Here is a 19,220-nt window from a genome sequence, read left to right as displayed (position 1 = left end):
GTCGCTTTCACGGCCAACGTCTTCTTCTGTTGGTTCAACTGTACGCTTGGAACACGGTGGATGTTCCATCCAAACCGATCAGCAACACGCTGTGCGGCATACGTCGATTACCGTACGCCGGACCGTCCATGCCAGGTGCGCCGATGGGCATGCTGGGGACCGCCAGCCCGATTGCCTTAGGGCGCTCCCGCAGCAGGCGCCTGACTTCGCGCGCGGGCACATGGCCTTCCAAGGCGTAGCCCTGCACGGCGGCCGTATGGCACGAAGCATAGCGATCGGGAATGCCTGCGGTGCGCCGTGCCTCGACGGTGTCCTCGACGTCATGTGCGACTACATCGAATCCGTTGTCCCGCAGGTGGGACAACCAATCCTTGCAGCATCCACAACCCGGCGTCTTCCAAACCTGGACTGTAGGCTTAGGTTCAGACTTCTGCGCCAAAGCTATGGCAGGCAAGAGAGCCAGGCCGACGACCAGGGATCGCCTAGACGTGGATATAGGTTGCGAGCTCAACGGTGTTGTCATGACGCGTGTAAGGCTACACAAAAATGCCGGAATTAGGTCCCGGGCGGAGAAAGCACACCCAGCCAAGCAACCAGAGCCAGTATTATCACGGCAAGGCTGGCCTCCGTGATCAGACTCCGGCGCAATGTCATGACCGCGCCAGCGTGATCGCCGCTGCGCATAGCGATTTCAAGTTGAGGACTCAACAGATAACGATTCGCCGACGCCAGCCCGAGCATGAGCCCGAACATTGCCAACTTGGCCAACAACAGGACGCCGTATGCCGAAGTTGCCAATCCGTCGATTGTCGGGCCCACAATCAACAGATAGTTGACGACGCCTGTTGCAAGCAGCGTGGCAACAATCAACGTCCCAAGACGGGCGAAGCCGTTGGACGTATGGTTGAGGATTTCCACCGACTCCAATGAAGCCGCCTGTGGTGTCCGCGCAAGCAACACAAACGCTGTCAGCGATCCAACCCATGCGCCCGCAGCTAACAAGTGGGCGATGTCGGCGGTGATGTGAACGTATCCACGCGAACCATCGTCCATCGCGCCATGCCCCGCCCAGGCCACTGTTGCCAGCGCTACCGCCCCTAATACGGCAAAAATACTAAAAGGCAGAGTCTGTCGCCTACGCACACACATGGCGATGATTAAACAAGCAGCCAGCGCCGCGATGCGCACCATCCACCCAATGCCAACCGCGGTGCTACTCAGCATCATGCCGAAGACGTGGCTGGTCAACTCCGCATATTTGGCGGCTCCCGTCATCGCTTTGGCCGTCACTACGATACTCCAAAGCGACAGCACGATGCCGGAAGCTGCGGCGACACCAATAGCGCAGACATACCGGCGCGCAATCGCCGAGCTTCGATGGTCGGGGCGCAGAGCGTAGGCACCGAATAACGAGACTCCAAACAGGATCGTCAGATCCACGTATAGCGCAAAGCGCAGGGCGATATTGAGCCAATCGTCTGCCATAACCTTACTTCACCTTGAACGAGAAGTTCCCCGACATCGGGTGCGTATCCGACGAGACAGCACGCCATTCGACCTTGTACGTACCCGTCATCAGCGGCTGTGCGGGCGTGATCACCATCGTCTTGGGGTCATCGCCGGCAGCGACTTTCGCGGCGACTTTCATGGCGTCATGACCGGACATGCCAGGCATCTCAGTCATAACGAGATTTGCTCCCGAGAATTGCGTCGAGAGATTTTCCGAGAACTTGAGTTCGATCTTTGCCGGCGCGGCGACCTCCGCTTTGTCGGCAGGCGTCGAAGACAGCAGCTTAGGATGGGCGAATGCGGCCGTGCTGGCGAAAATGGCCGATGCCGCGACCGCAATGCTTGCGATGTAACGATTGTTCAACATGTCAATACCTCCTGGTGATGTAAAAAGAGAACGGTTAGTACCAAACGCGCAGGCCCGCCACAAATCGGGTCTCACCGCTTCGGCCGCCATCGGCCCGAATCATGTTGGCGGTGTTGCCAAAAGTCTGGTACCGCTCGACGCCGATGTAAGGCGCGAACTGCCGGCTGAATTCGTAACGCAAACGCAGGCCGACGCTAGCGCTGGACAGACCGCTGCCTATCTCCAGAGCCGGATCATTTTTCCCATAGAAGTTGGCTTCCACGCGTGGTTGTAGAATGAGACGCTGGCTCAGCAGCAATTCATACTCCGTGGACAGTCGCAGCGCGGTGCGACCGCTATTACCGACGTATGCGGTGGCCTGGATGTTGAACCAATATGGCGCTAGGCCTTGCACGCCGAAAGCCGCCCAGTTCCGCGCCGGACGTCCCGATCCGACGTCGTTCCGGATCCCAAGCTGGGTGTCCCAGAACGTCGTGATCGCATGTCCCCATAGCAACTCGGTGCGCGCCTCCTCGAGTCGACCTTTTTTCACATCGCCTTCCGCCTTCAGTACGACCTTGTTGTAAGTGCTTCCGTACCACGCTTGGGCCTCATAAGACGCGGCATTGGAGTTGGGCCCCCGCACCCACTCCAGGCGATCAATTAAGAACGATCCGAAATTGTGTTCATCGGCCATCATGAGTTGGCGGGTGTTGCTCAGCGCGTACTTGCCAACACCCAGTTGATATCCACCCGAGTATGCATTCGGATCCCGTGCATCAGGTGGCGCCGAGCCGCCTTGCATTTGCATCGAGCCATGGTCCATGCCCTGCATCGAGCCGTGGTCCATGCCCTGCATCGAGCCCTGATCCATGCCCTGCATCGAGCCGTGGTCCATGCCCTGCATCGAGCCGTGGTCCATGCCCTGCATCGAGCCGTGGTCCATGCCCTGCATCGAGCCCTGATCCATGCCCTGCATCGAGCCCTGATCCATGCCCTGCATCGAGCCCTGATCCATGCCCTGCATCGAGCCGTGGTCCATGCCCTGCATCGAGCCGCGGGCTGCTGGCTGAGTGTCGGCGCCCGAGCTTGGCGCCATGGTGTCGTAGGTCGCTGTAGATTCCTGTGCAGATGCGGCGCTGATGCTGACAAGGGCCAAGGCAACTGCCAGTGCTGTCTTAACGTGCTTATGCGTGGTCATTTGACTTGTCGATCCGGGCTTAGGCGACGATCACTTCACGGAACATACCTGCATCCATATGAAGCATGAGATGGCAGTGCCAAGCCCATCGGCCAAGAGCGTCAGCCGTGACAAGGAAGCTAATGCGCTGCGCGGGCTGCACCGGAATCGTGTGTCGGCGCGCCAAGAATGTGCCGTCCGGCGCCTCAAGTTCGCTCCACATCCCATGCATGTGCATCGGGTGCGTCATCATCGTATCGTTGTGAAGAATGACGCGAAGACGTTCCCCATAGCGAAAATGAACGGGGGTCGATTTGCCGAACTCCACTCCGTCGAGCGACCACGCGTAGCGCTCCATATTGCCGGTCAGATGTAACTCCACCTCGCGCTGAGGGCTGCGGGCGTCCATAGGGCCGCCGATCGTATGCATGTCCTGCAGGACCAGCACACGTCGCCCATTGTTGCGCAGCCCTATGCCGGGATCGTCGAGGTTGGTCCGCGCCATATCGACATGCATGTCGGTGCTGGGACCGTACTCTGTACGCGCATGACGGGCTTTCTTGCTCGGCACCTTCAAGGAGTTTGCGGCATTGCCCGGCATCGCTCCATGCTGGCTGTGAGCCATTGCCATGCCGCCATGGTCCATGCCAGACATGCCAGACATGCCAGACATGCCAGACATGCCTCCCATGTCGCCCATCATATCCGCCATCGTCAGCCATTCAGCCTTGTCGACCGCTGGCACAGGGGCTTGCACGCCCTGGCGCACGGCCAGAGTGCCCCGGGCATATCCGGTCCGGTCCATCGTCTGCGCGAACACTGTGTGGGCCTCATCCGTCGGAGAGACCACTACGTCGCAGGTCTCGCCAGGGCCAAAGCGGAACTCATCGACCGACACCGGTTCGATATCCTGTCCGTCAACCTGCACTACCTTCATCTTCAAGCCCGGAACGCGAACGTCATAGAACGTGTTGCCGGCGCCGTTGATGAAGCGCAACCGTACCGTCTGGCCTGGAGAAAATAGACCGGTCCAATTCCCCGCTGGCGTCACGCCATTCATGAGGTAGGTCAGCGTCGCGCCGGAGAGATCCGCCAAATCGGTCGGATTCATGCGCATCTGGTTCCACATCTGCCGTTTGTTCATGGCAGATGTCCATCCCTCACGGGAGACATCGCGAAAGAAATCGACCACAGTCGGCTGGTTATAGTTGTAGTAGTCGCCTTGGATCTTAAGCTTGGTGAGGACGCGCATCGGATCCTCGTCCGTCCAGTCGGAAAGCAAGACGGTGTAATCGCGATCGGCCCGCACGCGGTCCTCGCCAGCGGGATCGATAACGATACCGCCATATAGTCCTGTCATTTCCTGGAAGCCGGAGTGCGAGTGGTACCAGTAACTGCCACTCTGCTGGACCTTGAAACGATACGTGAATGTCTCGCCCGGGGCGATGCCGGAAAAGCTGATCCCGGGTACGCCGTCCATCTGGAACGGCAGAATGATGCCGTGCCAATGAATTGACGTGGGCTCCGGCAGACGGTTGGTCACCCGGATGGTGACCGTGTCACCTTCACGCCACCGCAACGTTGGGCCAGGCAGCATGCCATTGATGGTAGTCGCCATGCCTGGCTTGCCGGTAAAGTTCACTGGGGTCTCAGCGATCACCAGATCGAATTCGGTGCCCCGCAGCACGGGCGCGGTGCCAAAGGCTGTGCCCTGGGCCTGCGACGCCCGCGCGGGCATCCCGCCCAAGCCCAGGCCAGCGATCACCCCTCCGGCGGCCAAGCCTTGCACAAATCGCCTCCGCGGAAGGTTCGGAAGCACCACGCCCATTGCACGATTGCTGCGCATCTCTTTATTCCTTGCGTAAGTCCCTGATGAGATTTGTACGGCAGGAGCAGCCTAATCACTCCAAGGCTACCTTAACCTGACCGAAACATTACATATTGGTCAGGTTGGTCAGCAACCATGCCGCTCCATGTACGCTACACGATACCGGTCGCACTTTTCGTGCGCCATAAGTAATAAAGAGACAGACATGAAGCTCCTTGTTGTCGAAGACGAATCCAAGACCGGCGAATATTTGCAGCAGGGGTTGTCGGAAGCCGGCTTTGTTGTGGACCTTGCCCGCAATGGCTTGGACGGCCGACATCTTGCAATGACGGGCGACTATGACCTCTTGATTCTTGACGTGATGTTGCCCGATCTCGAAGGGTGGCAGATCCTGCACGCACTGCGCTCAACTGAACTGGCTGTGCCGGTGCTGTTTCTGACCGCGCGCGATAGCGTCGCTGATCGGGTCAAGGGCTTGGAGCTGGGCGCGGATGACTACATGGTCAAACCATTTGCATTTGCGGAATTGCTCGCGCGTGTTCGAACTCTGCTTCGACGAGGCAGTGCGCCATCGCTTGCAGAACGCATCCAGGTGGCCGACCTGGTGCTGGATCTGACTCGCCGTCGTGCTTCCCGTGGCGGTCAGCGAATCACGTTGACCAGTAAGGAGTTCTCGCTGCTGGAACTGCTAGCCCGCCGTCATGGCGAGGTGTTGCCCCGGTCCCTGATCGCCTCCCAAGTCTGGGACATGAATTTCGACAGCGACACTAACGTGATCGACGTCGCCATTCGACGCCTGCGCGCCAAAATCGACGATAACTTCGAACCTAAATTGATCCATACCGTCCGTGGCATGGGCTATGTCCTCGAAGGTCCGGAGGACGGGGAGTAATGAGGCGCCATTCACTAACGGCGCGGCTGACCGCGTATTTCTCCTTGTCATCAGCGGCCATGTTGTTGGGCCTCGGCATTCTGATCGCCCTGGCCATGGAGGAGCATTTTGCAGTGGAAGACTTTACGGCGTTGGGCGAGAACGTGAACGTTATTCGCCGGGTGGTTGAGAGTAGCTCTGCACCCGAGGTCTCTAGTCGGCTCAACGACGTGCTACAGCACCGCACGGATCTGATTGTGCGAGTCCAGGCGCCACAGGGTCAGGCCTTGTTTGCCACCCCCGACTTTGACTTTGCGGAGGTGTTGGCCGTGCTACGCAAGGCAGGCCGTCATTCCGGGGCCCTTGTTTGGCAGCAGGGCGACAAGCAATACCGGGGGGTGCATATGCAAGTGCCGCTGCGCGACGACGGTGCGCTGGATGTATTGGTGGGCATCAATACTGAGATCCATGCGCATTTCCTACGCGCGTTTCGGAAGACGTTGACGCTCTACATCGCATTGGCCGCCCTGGCGAGCGGCCTATTTGGATGGTGGGCGGCCCGGCGGGGGCTGTTGCCGCTGCGCGCGATGGCTTCGCGGGCGAAGTCTGTGACGGCGGACCGCCTGGACGAACGGATGCCGGTCGATATGGTACCGGTCGAGGTTGCCGATCTTGGCGTGACGTTGAACGGCATGCTCGCGCGCTTGCAGGGCGATTTCCAGCGACTCACCGACTTCTCGACCGATATCGCACACGAGCTACGCACACCGATCACCAACCTGCTGACGCAAACCGAAGTGGCTCTCTCACAAATTCGCGAACCTGCAAAGTACAGAGACGTCCTTGCTTCAAACGTAGAAGAGCTGCAGCGTTTGGCTCGGATGGTGTCGGACATGCTCTACCTGGCCAAGATGGAGCACAACCTGACGCTGCCCAGTGCCGAGATGATCGAGCTTGCCGGCGAGGTGCGCGCACTCTTTGAGTTTTACGACGCGTTCGCGGAGGACAAAGCCGTGCAGTTGCAAGTGGAAGGACAAGCGCAACTGCGTGGCGATCGGCTCATGCTCAGACGCGCCTTCAGCAATCTGTTGTCGAATGCGATACGGCACACACCCAGGCGCGGCCGTGTGATCGTTTCCATCACGCCAACCGAGGAGGGCCTCGCCGTGACGATCGACAACGACGGCGAGGCGATTGCTCCCGACGTGCTGCCGTTCATCTTCGAGCGCTTCTTTCGCGCAGACAAGTCGCGTGCGCGCCCAGAATCGGACGGAGCAGGCCTTGGCTTGGCTATCACCAAAGCAATCGTTCTCGCCCATGGGGGAACCATTTCTGCCACACGCGTGCACGATCGCACTCGATTCACCGTCCGGCTGCCGATCCGCTGCTGAACTTTGGGGGGGCACGCTCGCTGACATCATCCGTCAGGTCGGCCCCTATGGCGGCCAATGTGTCGTGCAAGCTGCCCGAAGTCTTGCGTGAGCATGACGCCTTTGAAAGGTTGTGCGTGCATCACAACATGGCGATAACGCTTCCCCGTCAGGGGCCAGGCCCAGGCTTTTTCCTTGCTGTACATGCAGCGTGCCATTCCGGCACGTCGGCAATCAAGGAGAACCCAAATGCCTCACCAACACTTCCAAGCCTGCATCGACGAATGCGCCGCGTGTCGCGTGGCGTGCCTGCACTGCGCCACCGCCTGCTTGACCGAGAAGGACGTTCTGACATTGAGCACCTGTATTCGGCTGGATCTCGATTGCGCTGAGATCTGCGAAGCCGCCGTGGGCGTGATGGCGCGAGGCAGCGCCCAAGCCACTGCAATATGCGAGCTGTGCGCGAAAATCTGTCAAGCCTGCGCCGCCGAGTGTGCCAAGCACTCCCACGAGCACTGTCAGCAGTGCGCGCGTGCCTGCGAGACATGCGCCGACGCCTGTCGTGCCGTGCATTGAAGGTGGCATACCGGATCAATCTCGCTGATCTGTCGCACTTGTAATACGAGGGTCACGTTTCTGTCAGCCCCAGCCTTCTACACTGCATTGGCATAGCAGTGTCTTGTTTCAACTTGAAGAAGGAAAACGCGATGAACATCCTGAAAAAATCCGCATTGGTGGGGGCAGCGTTGCTGGCCCTCGGTGTCAACGTCGCCAACGCGGCGACCGCTACTGGCGCGCGCGACCCATATACCGATGGCGCTAACGCGATGGGCAAGCGCGATCCCTACACCGATGGTGGGCGCGCAGCGCGTGACATCTACACCGATGGCGCGCATTCGATGGGCACCCGTGACCCTTACACGGATGGTGGCCACCAATAAACCAAAGCTCAATCCCGCCCCCCCCCCTTTCCGGGCTTCCCCCTCCCCGGGGGGTTACTCCCCCGGGGCTCTTTCCCGCGCGCCGAGCGGTTTGCTGCGCAGGCTTGTACGATTGCCTCGTCGATTCGCTTCAGGTTTTTTCGTGCCGTACATTCTTGCTCGCGGGGGCACGGTAGCCGTTGTGTCGCTTCCGTCCAATGAACATGTGGAGGGGCACGGCCGCAACAGCAGCAATGCCCAGAACAAGGTGCACAGTCTTCGTAAGACCACTCCAATCTTCGGGCCCGTAATACAGCCCATAAGCGGTGATGGTCAGCAACAAGAACACGATTCCCGTCAACGTACCGGTCACGAGGTTTCGGCGCGCAACCCACGCGAAGCGAATGTGTTGCGGCAGCATGGAACCCAAGAGAATCAGGCTGCAGAACGCAAAGGCGCCATGCAACTGCAGAATCTGGCGGACGATCGGTGCGTCCTCCCATTGAAGCAAATCGTGCAAAACCGTCCATATCAGCCCAGACACCGCTACCGCTAGCAATACGGCGAGAGCAACCCAATAGTGATACGGATGCAGACGAATGCCTGTCCCTTTCAGGGGATGTCGATGCGAGGATTGCGTCATGATGCAACAACGTGTGCGTGATAGCTTGATAGCGCGCGGACCGTGGCGGGCGCCGTCGTACCGGCAAGCATGGCGACCTTGGTCAGTGCGTCCGCCCAGATACAGCGGGGGGCAATGACGGTGACCGTTCGCTCTGCGCAAGGCGCTTCCATCGGCGCTTGTTGCGACCGGATGGATGCTGTACCAGGGGGCAGTCCGAAGCTTTCTGCGAAATAGTGACCGCTGGTGGCCACGGCCCCGTTGGTGAGCCGACCGAGTAGTTCTAGCCGACCGGGCGCGTTGGCACTGCGTACGTGGATGGGCTGTGCATGCTTGCCAAAGACGCGCAGGTCCCCTCCGGCCGAAACGGCGCCACTGCGAACGTTGTGGCGCCGCAGACTTAGGATAGCCATGTCCACGGCAAAGCCTTTGGCGATGCCACCGAGATCCAACCATAGTGCGCGCCGCTTACTAATGCGATTTTCATCGAGCATCACTACATCCGCAAACCGCACGTCGACTTCCGCCGTCGGCCCCGCTGGGCGGGGCAAAATTTTGTGTGCCACCAACATGCGGGCCACGGTGGGGTCGAACACGCCGCCGGTACGCTCGTGCATGCGCTGGGCCTCGCGCAGCACACGCATGGTCCAAGGGTGAACGCGGACCGCTTCGCCTACCGACGCCGCATGCAGACGTGACAAGTCGCTATCCGAGCGCTGGAAGCTCATCAACGCCTCGGCTTGCTCGATTACGGAGAACGCCGCTGCGATGGCGGTTTCTGCCAAGTGAGCGCAGTCCTGGGGATACACATCGTCAATGCGAACTTCAACGAAAGTCCCCAATAGCGGTTTGGAGCGACGAATCACATCTTGGCTAGTAAGAGGTCATACACAGCCAGCACCCGCTTGACTCCCTGGGTGATGTGTTTGCATGAGAGCGTCGCGCCACTGATGTTACGGATGTCTTTACCAAGCTGCACAGCATCCTGCGCGGTCTTACCAACAAACTGGGCACGCCAGTCGGCATTGCGCACCTCATAGCCATACGTTTCCTGGTACGTCAGGATATCGACGGCGCGCACGGCTCCCTTGGCGTCGAGCGCCACGGCATACGTGATTTTTTCATGCTTGCCCACCACGCGATCCACGATGAACCAGCCGCCAGTCGACACTTTCCAGACCCCCTTGTCATTGAATGGCTCGTGTACCCCGGAGCGCTCGTTCAATGTTTCGCGAATCTGGTCCGTAATCTGGAGAGGCACGGCCTGAAAACTCGCGCCAGGAAACATCTGCGCCTGAGCCTGTTGAACTGTCAGGTATTCCGTCGCTTGGACGGGCACGACCAGCACCGCAAGCGGCACTGCCGCCATGGGAGTCCACTTCATGTCTGTCTCCGTATCAATGGACGCGCTTCAAAATGGGAACCCCACCTTGACCATGAACTCGTTGCGCGCATGCTCGTCACCGAAGATACGGTTGCCTGCCACTACGTCCGCCTGGTCCTCGTTGTAGGTTTTGACTACGGGCAATTGGTGGCGCCACGCGGCCGTTACCCACCAGTGTTTGGTGGCGTAGTGCAAATTGGGGCCAAGAAACCACGCGGAGTGATCACGACGGTTATAGCGATACCCCTGGAATTCACGATGGTTGCGCGCCTCCATGCCCAGGCTCAGGTTGTCGGTCAAGCGATAGGACACGCCGGCGGTCAGATCAAGCATGGAAGCACGCTCAATATCACCCATGGCGGTTTTGTCGCGCTCATGGGCACCGAGAATATTGGCGGCAAAAATGAGCCGATCATCCAACCAGTTCTTCTGCAAGATGATGCGCCATTCGAGATCGCGCTCACGGGGCCCCAGTTCTGGCTCGATGTACAGTGCCAAGCCGATCGGATCAGTCACTGGGTTCATGAGTTGGTAGATCGCTTCGAGTGAAACAGTCTCGAAGCGAGTCTTGCGGTAACGCCCAGTCGGATCGTCATTGGGACCGAGATCTGTCAGCGGCCCACGCGTGGTGCCATCAAGACCATTCCGATTGGCGTTCACGTAGCTCCAGTTGAAATAGCCGGCCAATTGGAATTTGTCCGTCACGCCGTACTCGACTTCTTCGCGGTTGAGCAATCCGCTATAGGATCCTTGGGACTGGCCCCGCTGCAGGAAAGACTGGTGCTCGAATTCGAAGCGGCCTTTGGGCATAACGTCGGCCGTGTAAATCCACCCGAACGGCGATTCGCCGGCAAGCGCAGTTGTGGAACACAGCCAGGCAAGCGCCCCAGCAAGCCAAACCTTCCCCCAATGCGTGCTTTTTGTAGCACCTTGCATTTGACTCCCCTTCCGAAATAAGGAGATTGTAAGGGAGAATGAGAATTGTTCGCAATAGCCTCGTGAAGCGGCGAATGCTGGGATCAGAGTCGGGTCGCACGGAGTCGCAGCGCATTGGCGACCACCGATGCCGAACTCAAGCTCATCGCCAATGCGGCAATCATGGGTGATAACAGAAGTCCGGTAAAAGGATAGAGCACGCCGGCAGCCAATGGCACACCCAGTGCGTTGTAAAGGAAGGCGAAGCCGAGGTTTTGCTTCATGTTGGCAATCGTTGCCTCGGATAAGGCGCGGGCACGGGCAATGCCCCGCAGGTCGCCTTTCACGAGGGTAACCTGGGCGCTGTTCATCGCGACATCGGTACCGGTACCCATCGCAATACCCACGTCGGCTTTGGCGAGCGCCGGTGCATCATTGATGCCGTCGCCTGCCATCGCTACAACCAAGCCTCGTTCTTGAAGTGTGGCGACCAACGCCAGCTTATCCGCAGGCTTGACCTCGCCGCGAAACTCAACAATGCCAAGTTGTTTTGCGACGGATTGGGCGGTCACGTTTCCGTCGCCGGTAGCCATCACGATCCGAAGCCCATCGGCTCTGAGTTGGGTCAGGGCCTGCGGTGTTGTCGTCTTCACGCGATCGGAAACCGACAGCAGGCCAGCAAGGACCCCATCGACCGCCAGGTACATCACACTGGCGCCTCGGGCTCGCATGGCGTCTGCCTCGGTGGAGGCGGCATCGACAGCAACCGCGTGCGCCTGCATCAGCGAGGTGTTGCCGAGCGCCAGGCTTCGCCCAGCGACGTGTCCTCTCACGCCGATCCCTGACGCGGATTCAAAATCTTCCGGCCGCTCGAGCGCGAGCCCCTGTTCGCGCGCTTGCGCCACGATCGCAGCGGCCAAGGGGTGCTCACTACCTTGGTCCAGACTGGCCGCCAAGCGCAAGACGTCCATGTCGGAAAATCCATTGAGGCCAATGGCCCGATCGAATGAGGGGCGCCCTTCGGTCAACGTGCCTGTCTTGTCCACAATAAGCGTGTCGACCTTGCGCAGGTTCTCGATTGCTGCGGCATCCCGAAAAAGAATGCCGTGTTCGGCCCCTTTGCCGCTGGCCACCATGATGGACATGGGTGTGGCCAGCCCGAGCGCGCACGGGCACGCGATGATCAGCACAGCAACCGCGTTGATCAAGCCGTGGGCCCAGCTTGGCTGGGGGCCCCAGATCCCCCAGGCGACGAGCGTCATGACAGCGATGGCGACCACGCCGATGACGAAGACGCCTGCCACCTTGTCCGCCATTCGCTGCATCGGCGCCTTGGAGCGCTGCGCTTGCGCGACCATTTGCACGATCTGCGACAAAACGGTCTGCGCGCCCACTTTCTCGGACCGGACCACAAGCGCACCCGAGGTGTTCAGGGTTGCACCGATGACGTGGTCACCCGCGCGTTTGGAGACTGGAATCGGCTCACCGGTGATCATCGACTCGTCGAGCGCGCTCGCGCCCTCGACCACGACACCATCCACGGGCACCTTTTCACCGGGCCGCACACGCAGCAAATCGCCCACATGGACATGGGCAATCGGAACATCTTCTTCACTGCCGTCCGCGTCGATGCGCCTGGCTGTTTTGGGGGCAAGGCCCAGTAGGGACTTGATGGCGGCCGATGTCTGTGAGCGGGCCTTCAGCTCGAGCATTTGCCCCAGCAGGGTCAGCGAAATGATTACGGCTGCCGCTTCAAAATACACTTCCACCCGGCCGCTCGCCGCGAAGGTCGAGGGGAATACGTCCGGTGCGACTGTCGCGACTACGCTATAGAGATAGGCCGCGCTCGTCCCCAGCCCGATAAGCGTCCACATGTTCGGGCTGCGGTGCAAGAAGGATTGCACACAGCGCTCGAAGAATGGCAAGCCAGCCCAAAGCACGGCCGGCGTGGCAAGCACCAACTCGAGCCAGTTCTTCCATGCTGGATTTAGGGGAATGAGACGATATCCAGCCATGGCCAGCACAAAGACCATCGCGGTCAATGGCAAGCTTATCCAGAAGCGTCGCCGGAAATCCATGAGCTCCGCATTCTCTTCCTCCTCCCCCGCCGGCATGATCGGCTCCAGCGTCATGCCGCATTTAGGACACGTGCCGGGATGATCCTGGCGGATCTCAGGATGCATTGGACAGGTGTAAATCGTGGACGCGGATGCCGGTGGTGAAACACTTGCCTCGTCGCCCGGGACAGCCCGCGGCGCGCCTGCCGAGTGAGCATGGTGACCATGCACATTGCAGTGGTGTGCGTGGGGTTGCGTGGGCTCATTGTGGTCGTGCGCCGTATCGGCGCTTTGTCGCGGGGAGGCGGCTTCTCTGTGGCTGTGCTGGCGGCTCATGCTCGGCATCCTGTTGGAAAAAACTGGCACGTGGCAGTGTCGTGGTCAGCATAGCGATCAACCACCCCGAGGACAACGGTCCGCAATGACGGTATCAATGGATTCACAAGGGACGTGCTTCTGTGGCCACGAGCTTGGTCTGCGGTGCAGGTCCATGCGAATTCCGGGCACGTCTCATGCTGAACGACTGTCTCATGCTGAACGACTCCCCGGGGATTGCTATGGAGGTCCTCCTCGCGTTCGTGACGCAGGGGCACAACCTTCCAACGGGAGCAAGGATCGTGGGCGACAACACTTCAATCGACTTGGCGCTGCGGCGCAAATTTCTACGCCAAATGGCTGGGGCGGGCTTGGCGGCAACGGGGGCCGGTATCGGCACGCCTGCTTCGGGGCTGCAAAGCCAGGATCGTTCAACTGACCTGTCCGGAACCGAATTCGCTCTGACAATTGGGCGCACACCCGTCAATTTCACGGGGCATTTACGGTACGCGCTTACGGTAAACGGATCAATTCCTGCGCCCATCCTGCGTTGGAAACAAGGTTCCGAGGTAACGCTGCGGGTCACCAACACACTGGCCACGCAAACTTCGATCCACTGGCATGGCATCCTCGTTCCGTTTGCCATGGATGGCGTGCCTGGCGTGTCCTTTCCCGGCATTCCTGCTCACCAGACCTTCGTCTACAAATTCAAGGTCCGACAGGCCGGTACATACTGGTACCACAGCCACACCCGCTTTCAGGAGCAACTCGGCCTCTATGGCCCATTGGTGATCGAGCCACAAAGGCCGGCCCCCATACCTAGCGACAGGGACTACGTCGTTATGCTGAGTGATTGGACTGACGAAGATCCTGAAAACGTCTTCCTTCACTTGAAGCAGTCGAGTGATTTTTACAATTTCCAATTACCGACGGTCACTGATTTTGTGGCCGACGTCAGGGCGGCGGGCCTCTCAAAAGCACTGGCTCGACGGCGTATGTGGAACCAGATGCGCATGAATCCCACGGACCTCGCCGATGTCTCTGCTGCAACCTACTGCTACTTGGTCAATGGCGCCACACCCTTCACTAACTGGACAGCTATCGCGGAGGCAGGCGAATACGTACGTTTGCGCTTCATCAATGGATCGGCCACCACAACGTTTGATGTTCGCATCCCGGGCCTGACCATGCGAGTTTGTGCGGCGGACGGACAAGATGTCGAACCCGTGAACGTCGACGAGTTTCGGATTGGTGTAGCGGAGACCTACGATGTGTTGGTGCAGATGCCCCGGAATGAGGCATACACCATATTTGCACAGGCGATGGACCGCAGCGGATATGCACGTGCCACCCTCGCGCCGAAGCACGGCATGCGGGCCGCGATTCCTATTATGGACCCCAAAACCTGGCTGACCATGGCTGACATGGGCATGGACATGAACATGAACGGAATGTCTATGACCAGCGGGCCACCCAATGAAACGATGGAAACTCAGGACAACGGCATCCATTCCCCCCTCGGCCACTCTATGCAGGCGGGGGGCGAAACCGCGGCCGACGCCATGCCAGGCATGCGACTGCAGTCCGGCGATGAAGGCATGGCCGGCATGAAACCCTCCATGTCGATGTCCCACGATGGTAAGCCCGAGCATTCCCACCCAATGACGATGCTGGGTATGCACGGCGGCCCCGAAGTCGACATGCGGTCGATGAACCCTTCCAAGTCGCTCGCAGACCCTGGGCCGAGATTGCGCCAAAATGGCCGGAGGGTTTTGACCTACGCAGACTTGCGAACGCTGGGCCAGCCCTATGACGATCGGCCTCCGGGCCGCGAGATCGTGTTGCATCTGACCGGCAACATGCGACGGTTCATCTGGGGATTCGATGGCAAAAGGTTCTCGGAGGCCGAGCCGATCCGTCTGTACTACGGCGAACGGCTGCGGATCACTCTCGTTAATGACACCATGATGAATCACCCTATGCACCTGCACGGGATGTTCAGCGAGCTTGAAAACACGGAGCGTCAAGCGCTCGTCCGTAAGCACACCATCAACGTTCAACCATCCAAGCAGATCAGTTTCCTCGTAACTGCGGATGCCCCGGGCCAGTGGGCATTTCATTGTCATCTGCTGTACCACATGGAAGCCGGTATGTTCCGCAAGGTGGTTGTGGCCTGACCCTTGGACAAAGGAGCGCGTCATGTTGCCAGGAGTGAAGGGACGGCTGCGTTTGGTTGCCGCAGCCTTATTGCTCACCGTGCGGCTTGCAGGCGCCCACACGTCTGAGGCGCCCACGCCAGGCATGCCGCAGACGCCACACGGCACACCGTCTCAGGCCCATGGGCAAGAAGCGCAGGTACTTGCAACACAAAAGCCCGACTTACCTTCCCAAGAGGAAGGCGTCAATGTGATCACCCCCAGTGACGAACCCCGCGTGCCAATGCAGAATCCCAGCCGAGGCATCGCCGTGCCGGGCGACACCATGGTCGACAACGATGTCTATCATCAGTTTCTGCTCGATCGGCTCGAGACGGTACGCACTCGCGACGCGACGGGATGGGCATGGGACATGCAAGGCTGGTTCGGTAAGGATCTTGACCGACTATGGTTGAAGACCGAGGGCGAGCGACTGTTCGGTCAAACCGCAGACGCCAAAGTTGAAGCGTTGTGGGGTCATGCATTTGCCACATTTTGGGATTGGCAGGCAGGCGTTCGCCGCGACTTCGGTGGTGGACCAACACGTACGTGGGCTGCCTTTGGAGTGCAAGGGCTCGCGCCATACTCGTTCGATGTCGAAGCGACCCTGTACGTCAGTAATGGCGGGCGTCTTGCGGCCCGTGTGCGTGCTACCTACGATGTCCGCCTCTCGCAGCGAAGTGCCCTCACTCCCGAAATCGAAGCCAACGTCTACTCGAAGACCGACCAGGCGCGCGAGATTGGCCGCGGGCTGGCCGATGTTCGCCTCGGCTTGCGACTGCGATACGAACTTCGGCGCGACTTCGCTCCGTACATTGGCGTGGTTTGGAGCAGGAAACTGGGAAGGAGCGCAGAGTTTGCGCGAGCGGCGGGGCAAGACGCCGTAAACAAGCAGATCGTGGCTGGAATACGATGGTGGTTTTGAACCAGGAGCCTGTCAGGCTGCGCTCTGGGCGCTTTGCTATATAGCTCAGCATCGCGGTTTCCCGATCGCGCCGTCGGCATGAACGTCTTACCAAGACGTAATTTGCGGGTCATCGAAGCGAGAGGATTGCCTCTCTAGAATGCTTGACATCAGTCACGTTCCAGGAGAAAACGATGAATCGCAATCGACTTGTTCCGCTCATGCTCGCAGTCCTCTTCGCAGGCAGTTCGGCGGCATGGGCCTCAGACAAATTCCGTGGCGACGGCGGGGACAATTGGATCGAACATGTGCGGCAAAGCCCGTCAGCAACTCAACCGGATGTGAACAGGACGGCGTTGCTCTTCGGCTCGCCCGCGCCAGTGTCGCTGGCTGCACGCACTTTGACAGTTAAGCCAGGAATGAAATACATCAACGTCGAATCCGGTGAAACCGTCGCTTTTTCGGCGGGGACTGGGACGCAAGCATGGACGTTCATCGAAGCAATGCAGAGTACTTCGGTCGATTTGGGCGTTCTGCTGCCGGATGTGCCCGACGCTAAGGGTGTGCGCGTCATCATTGCGCGCAGCAAGTGGCTCACAGGCAGTTAGGACTTTCGTTCGTTCACTTCGGTCCCGTTACGACTCACTCGGTCGTGCGGGGCTGGTGTCGCTGCGCCGCCTCCCCCGTCCCCAAGCGATCAGGGCGGCAACCTGGATTGCTGTATTGATGAATTGCAGTGCAATCAAGGCAAATTGCTTGGTCTCCAAGTAGACGAACACCAGTCCGATGTTACCGGCGATCCAAGCGAGATAGCCGCGCGGATCCTTCCTCGCAATAAGGAGCTGACCGGTCAAGCCGGCCAGGATGACGAAGAGTTGCAGTGCGTTCACGGTAAGCACCCGGTGAACCCGTCTTGCCAGCTAGGTGGCGCTGGGCGTCCAGCGATGCGGGAGCAGTTCGGCGATGTCGGCCGCCTTGTGGGTCGGCAGTCGCGTGAGGACGTCTTTCAGATAGGCGTAGGGATCGTGCCCGTTGAGCTTGGCCGATTGGATCAGGCTCATGACGGCAGCCGCGCGTTGACCGGCGCGCAGTGAGCCTGCAAACAACCAATTGGAGCGACCCAGGGCAACCGGCCGGATCTGTCGCTCGACGTGGTTGTTGTCGATGGGCACCGTCGGGTCGTCGAGGTAACGCACGAGAGCCGGCCACCGCTTGAGGCTGTAGTCAATGGCCCGCGCGATCGCCGAGCCGTCTGGGACGCGGCGTCGCTGTTCCTCGAGCCAGGCGTGCAGCCGCTCTAGAATCGGGCCAGCCCTTTGTTGCCGCGCTGCCAGGCGCTGGTCTGGCTCAGCATCCCGCACTTGCGCCTCGATCTCGTACAAGCTCACCATGTAGCGCAGTGCCTGGCCCGCCAATTCGCTCTTGTGCTTGTCGTGCAGTTCAAAGAACTTGCGCCGCGAATGGGCCATGCAACCGATCTCAGTGACGCCACCGTCGAAGCTGGCCTTGTAGCCGGCGAAGTCATCACATACCAGCTTGCCTTGCCACTGCCCCAGGAACGCGCGAGCGTGCTCGCCGCTGCGGCTGGGCGCAAACTGGTAAATCACCGCGCGCATCTTCTCGAACTCGCTCGGCGCATAGGCCCACAGGTAGGCGCGGTGCGTCTTGCCATTGCCGGGCGCGAGCATCTGCACTGGCGTTTCGTCGGCGTGCAGAACACCGTGGCTCAGAACCTCTTCTTGCAGGGCGTCCACCAGCGGTTGCAGACGCACGCCACAGATGCCCACCCACGCGCCCAGTGTCGATTGCGGGATGGCCAGACCGGCGCGCGCATAGATGCGCTCCTGCCGATACAGGGGAAGGTGGTCGCCGAACTTGGACACCAGCGTATGTGCCAGCAGTCCGGCCGTCGGGATGCCTTTGTCGATGACGTGGGGTGGCACCGGCGTCTGCACCAGCGTCTCACACTGATCGCACACCCATTTGCCGCGGATGTGACGCTCCACGGTGAACGTGCCCGGCGTGTAGTCCAGCTTCTCGCTGATGTCTTCGCCAATGCGCTTGAGCGCACACCCACAGGTGCAGGTCTCTGCGTCCGGCTCGTGGTGGATGTCGGTGCGCGGCAACTGCGGCGGCAATGCCTGGCGCTTGGGCTTGCTCTTGGCTTCAGATTTGGACGACGGCAGGAGCGCTTCCAGTTCGGTCTCAATCGCCTCGAGGTCTGCGTCAATGGCTTCGTCCAGCAGACTCGCCTGTTCAGATGTCAGTTGCTCGCTGCGCTTGCCGAACTTCCAGCGCTTGTGGATGGCCAGCTCGTGTGTGAGCTGGTCGATCTTGGCTTGCCGGTACCGCAACTCCCGGTCCTTCTCGCCGACCTGGGCCATCAACTGCGCAGCCAGTGTGCGCAGTTCGTCCGGGCTCAGGGCATCGAGGTTGGTGGGTAGGTTCATGCGGCGAGTCTGCCAGAACCCCAAGTCCTCTGGAAGGAAGCCAGTTTACGGCTTTGGGGGTATTACACGACCGTGATCGCGTGGTCGTGGGTGAGCGTCTGCCAAGGCAGCCCCGTCACCAGCGCACGCAATTGCTCGGGATTGAGCGCCGTGGCGATCGCCTGGTCGCCGTTCGTCCAGATGAAGCGCCCCTTGTTGAGGCGCCGCGCGGCCAGCCAGATGCCGAAGCCGTCGTAGACCAGCACCTTCATGCGCGTCGAACTCTTATTGGCAAACAGGTAGGCGTGGTGGGGGCGTGCCGCGCCGAACACCTTGACGACCCGCGCGAGGATCGTTTCGGTACCGGCGCGCATG

At 60.0% G+C, this 19,220-nt stretch carries 20 protein-coding genes; 7 read left to right on the top strand and 13 right to left on the bottom strand.

All coding sequences use genetic code 11. From position 1 onward, the window contains the following. Positions 1-34: 34 nt before the first annotated feature. The 5 genes from N5B55_RS23895 to N5B55_RS23875 are packed head-to-tail and all read right to left on the bottom strand — an operon-like array spanning position 35 to position 4,881. Complete coding sequence (locus N5B55_RS23895) at positions 35-523, bottom strand: DUF411 domain-containing protein (protein WP_012435837.1); 489 nt, start codon at positions 521-523, stop codon at positions 35-37. Between the two features lie 32 nt (positions 524-555). Beyond that, the gene (gene copD, locus N5B55_RS23890; protein ID WP_012435838.1) at positions 556-1,485 is read right to left on the bottom strand and encodes a copper homeostasis membrane protein CopD; all 930 of its coding nucleotides are present in this window, start codon (positions 1,483-1,485) and stop codon (positions 556-558) included. 4 nt (positions 1,486-1,489) lie between these two features. Then, positions 1,490-1,876 carry a copper homeostasis periplasmic binding protein CopC gene (gene copC / locus N5B55_RS23885; RefSeq protein ID WP_012435839.1) on the bottom strand — a complete coding sequence of 129 codons (387 nt, stop codon included), beginning with the start codon at positions 1,874-1,876 and terminating at the stop codon, positions 1,490-1,492. Positions 1,877-1,910: 34 nt separating this feature from the next. Further along, a complete protein-coding gene (locus tag N5B55_RS23880; protein ID WP_182561746.1) occupies positions 1,911-3,056 on the bottom strand; it encodes a copper resistance protein B in 1,146 nt (381 codons plus the stop codon). Between the two features lie 19 nt (positions 3,057-3,075). Beyond that, on the bottom strand, positions 3,076-4,881 hold the full coding sequence (locus tag N5B55_RS23875; protein WP_304542117.1) for a copper resistance system multicopper oxidase: 1,806 nt from the start codon (positions 4,879-4,881) through the stop codon (positions 3,076-3,078). 187 nt (positions 4,882-5,068) lie between these two features. Between N5B55_RS23875 and N5B55_RS23870 the strand changes: the two genes are divergently transcribed. From N5B55_RS23870 to N5B55_RS23855, 4 genes are all read left to right on the top strand, one after another. Continuing rightward, entirely contained in the window at positions 5,069-5,755 is a 687-nt protein-coding gene (locus N5B55_RS23870; protein WP_009241638.1) for a heavy metal response regulator transcription factor, read from the top strand. Next, positions 5,755-7,125, top strand: a complete 1,371-nt coding sequence (locus N5B55_RS23865; protein WP_012435842.1) for a heavy metal sensor histidine kinase — start codon at positions 5,755-5,757, stop codon at positions 7,123-7,125. The genes N5B55_RS23870 and N5B55_RS23865 overlap by 1 nt, the downstream gene beginning before the upstream one ends. 228 nt (positions 7,126-7,353) lie before the next feature. After that, positions 7,354-7,680 (top strand): four-helix bundle copper-binding protein, encoded by a 327-nt coding sequence (locus tag N5B55_RS23860; RefSeq protein WP_004635299.1) that lies wholly within the window; start codon positions 7,354-7,356, stop codon positions 7,678-7,680. A 131-nt stretch (positions 7,681-7,811) separates the two neighbouring features. Then, positions 7,812-8,045, top strand: coding sequence for a hypothetical protein (locus tag N5B55_RS23855; RefSeq protein WP_004635296.1), 234 nt, complete (start codon positions 7,812-7,814; stop codon positions 8,043-8,045). A gap of 130 nt (positions 8,046-8,175) precedes the next feature. Here the strand turns inward: N5B55_RS23855 and N5B55_RS23850 are convergent, their stop codons facing one another. From N5B55_RS23850 to N5B55_RS23830, 5 genes are all read right to left on the bottom strand, one after another. Beyond that, positions 8,176-8,667 (bottom strand): hypothetical protein, encoded by a 492-nt coding sequence (locus N5B55_RS23850; protein WP_004635293.1) that lies wholly within the window; start codon positions 8,665-8,667, stop codon positions 8,176-8,178. Next, complete coding sequence (locus tag N5B55_RS23845; protein ID WP_238500925.1) at positions 8,664-9,431, bottom strand: FAD:protein FMN transferase; 768 nt, start codon at positions 9,429-9,431, stop codon at positions 8,664-8,666. Before N5B55_RS23845 ends, N5B55_RS23850 begins: the two co-directional genes overlap by 4 nt. A 77-nt stretch (positions 9,432-9,508) precedes the next feature. Further along, the gene (locus tag N5B55_RS23840) at positions 9,509-10,030 is read right to left on the bottom strand and encodes an FMN-binding protein (RefSeq protein WP_004635288.1); all 522 of its coding nucleotides are present in this window, start codon (positions 10,028-10,030) and stop codon (positions 9,509-9,511) included. A gap of 27 nt (positions 10,031-10,057) precedes the next feature. After that, complete coding sequence (locus N5B55_RS23835) at positions 10,058-10,966, bottom strand: DUF6662 family protein (protein WP_004635287.1); 909 nt, start codon at positions 10,964-10,966, stop codon at positions 10,058-10,060. 83 nt (positions 10,967-11,049) lie between these two features. Then, positions 11,050-13,338: a copper-transporting P-type ATPase gene (locus tag N5B55_RS23830; protein ID WP_012435844.1), complete on the bottom strand. Its 2,289-nt coding sequence runs from the start codon at positions 13,336-13,338 to the stop codon at positions 11,050-11,052. Positions 13,339-13,514: 176 nt separating this feature from the next. Here N5B55_RS23830 and N5B55_RS23825 point away from each other — a divergent pair, with 176 nt between their 5' ends. From N5B55_RS23825 to N5B55_RS23815, 3 genes are all read left to right on the top strand, one after another. Further along, positions 13,515-15,494, top strand: coding sequence for a copper resistance system multicopper oxidase (locus tag N5B55_RS23825; protein WP_004635283.1), 1,980 nt, complete (start codon positions 13,515-13,517; stop codon positions 15,492-15,494). 22 nt (positions 15,495-15,516) lie between these two features. Beyond that, entirely contained in the window at positions 15,517-16,437 is a 921-nt protein-coding gene (locus tag N5B55_RS23820; protein WP_024542531.1) for a copper resistance protein B, read from the top strand. 173 nt (positions 16,438-16,610) lie between these two features. Further along, positions 16,611-17,024 carry a CzcE family metal-binding protein gene (locus N5B55_RS23815; RefSeq protein WP_004635279.1) on the top strand — a complete coding sequence of 138 codons (414 nt, stop codon included), beginning with the start codon at positions 16,611-16,613 and terminating at the stop codon, positions 17,022-17,024. Between the two features lie 27 nt (positions 17,025-17,051). Here the strand turns inward: N5B55_RS23815 and N5B55_RS23810 are convergent, their stop codons facing one another. The 3 genes from N5B55_RS23810 to tnpB form a co-directional block, all read right to left on the bottom strand. Next, positions 17,052-17,306, bottom strand: coding sequence for a nicotinamide mononucleotide transporter (locus tag N5B55_RS23810; RefSeq protein WP_004635277.1), 255 nt, complete (start codon positions 17,304-17,306; stop codon positions 17,052-17,054). A gap of 30 nt (positions 17,307-17,336) precedes the next feature. Next, positions 17,337-18,866, bottom strand: a complete 1,530-nt coding sequence (gene tnpC, locus N5B55_RS23805; protein ID WP_009238807.1) for an IS66 family transposase — start codon at positions 18,864-18,866, stop codon at positions 17,337-17,339. Between the two features lie 62 nt (positions 18,867-18,928). Beyond that, on the bottom strand, positions 18,929-19,219 hold the full coding sequence (tnpB, locus tag N5B55_RS23800; RefSeq protein ID WP_004633551.1) for an IS66 family insertion sequence element accessory protein TnpB: 291 nt from the start codon (positions 19,217-19,219) through the stop codon (positions 18,929-18,931). Between the last annotated feature and the right edge of the window lies 1 nt (position 19,220).

This window comes from Ralstonia pickettii (genome assembly GCF_030582395.1).
Lineage (GTDB): Bacteria > Pseudomonadota > Gammaproteobacteria > Burkholderiales > Burkholderiaceae > Ralstonia > Ralstonia pickettii_D.
This window is presented reverse-complemented; position numbering and strand designations above follow the sequence as displayed.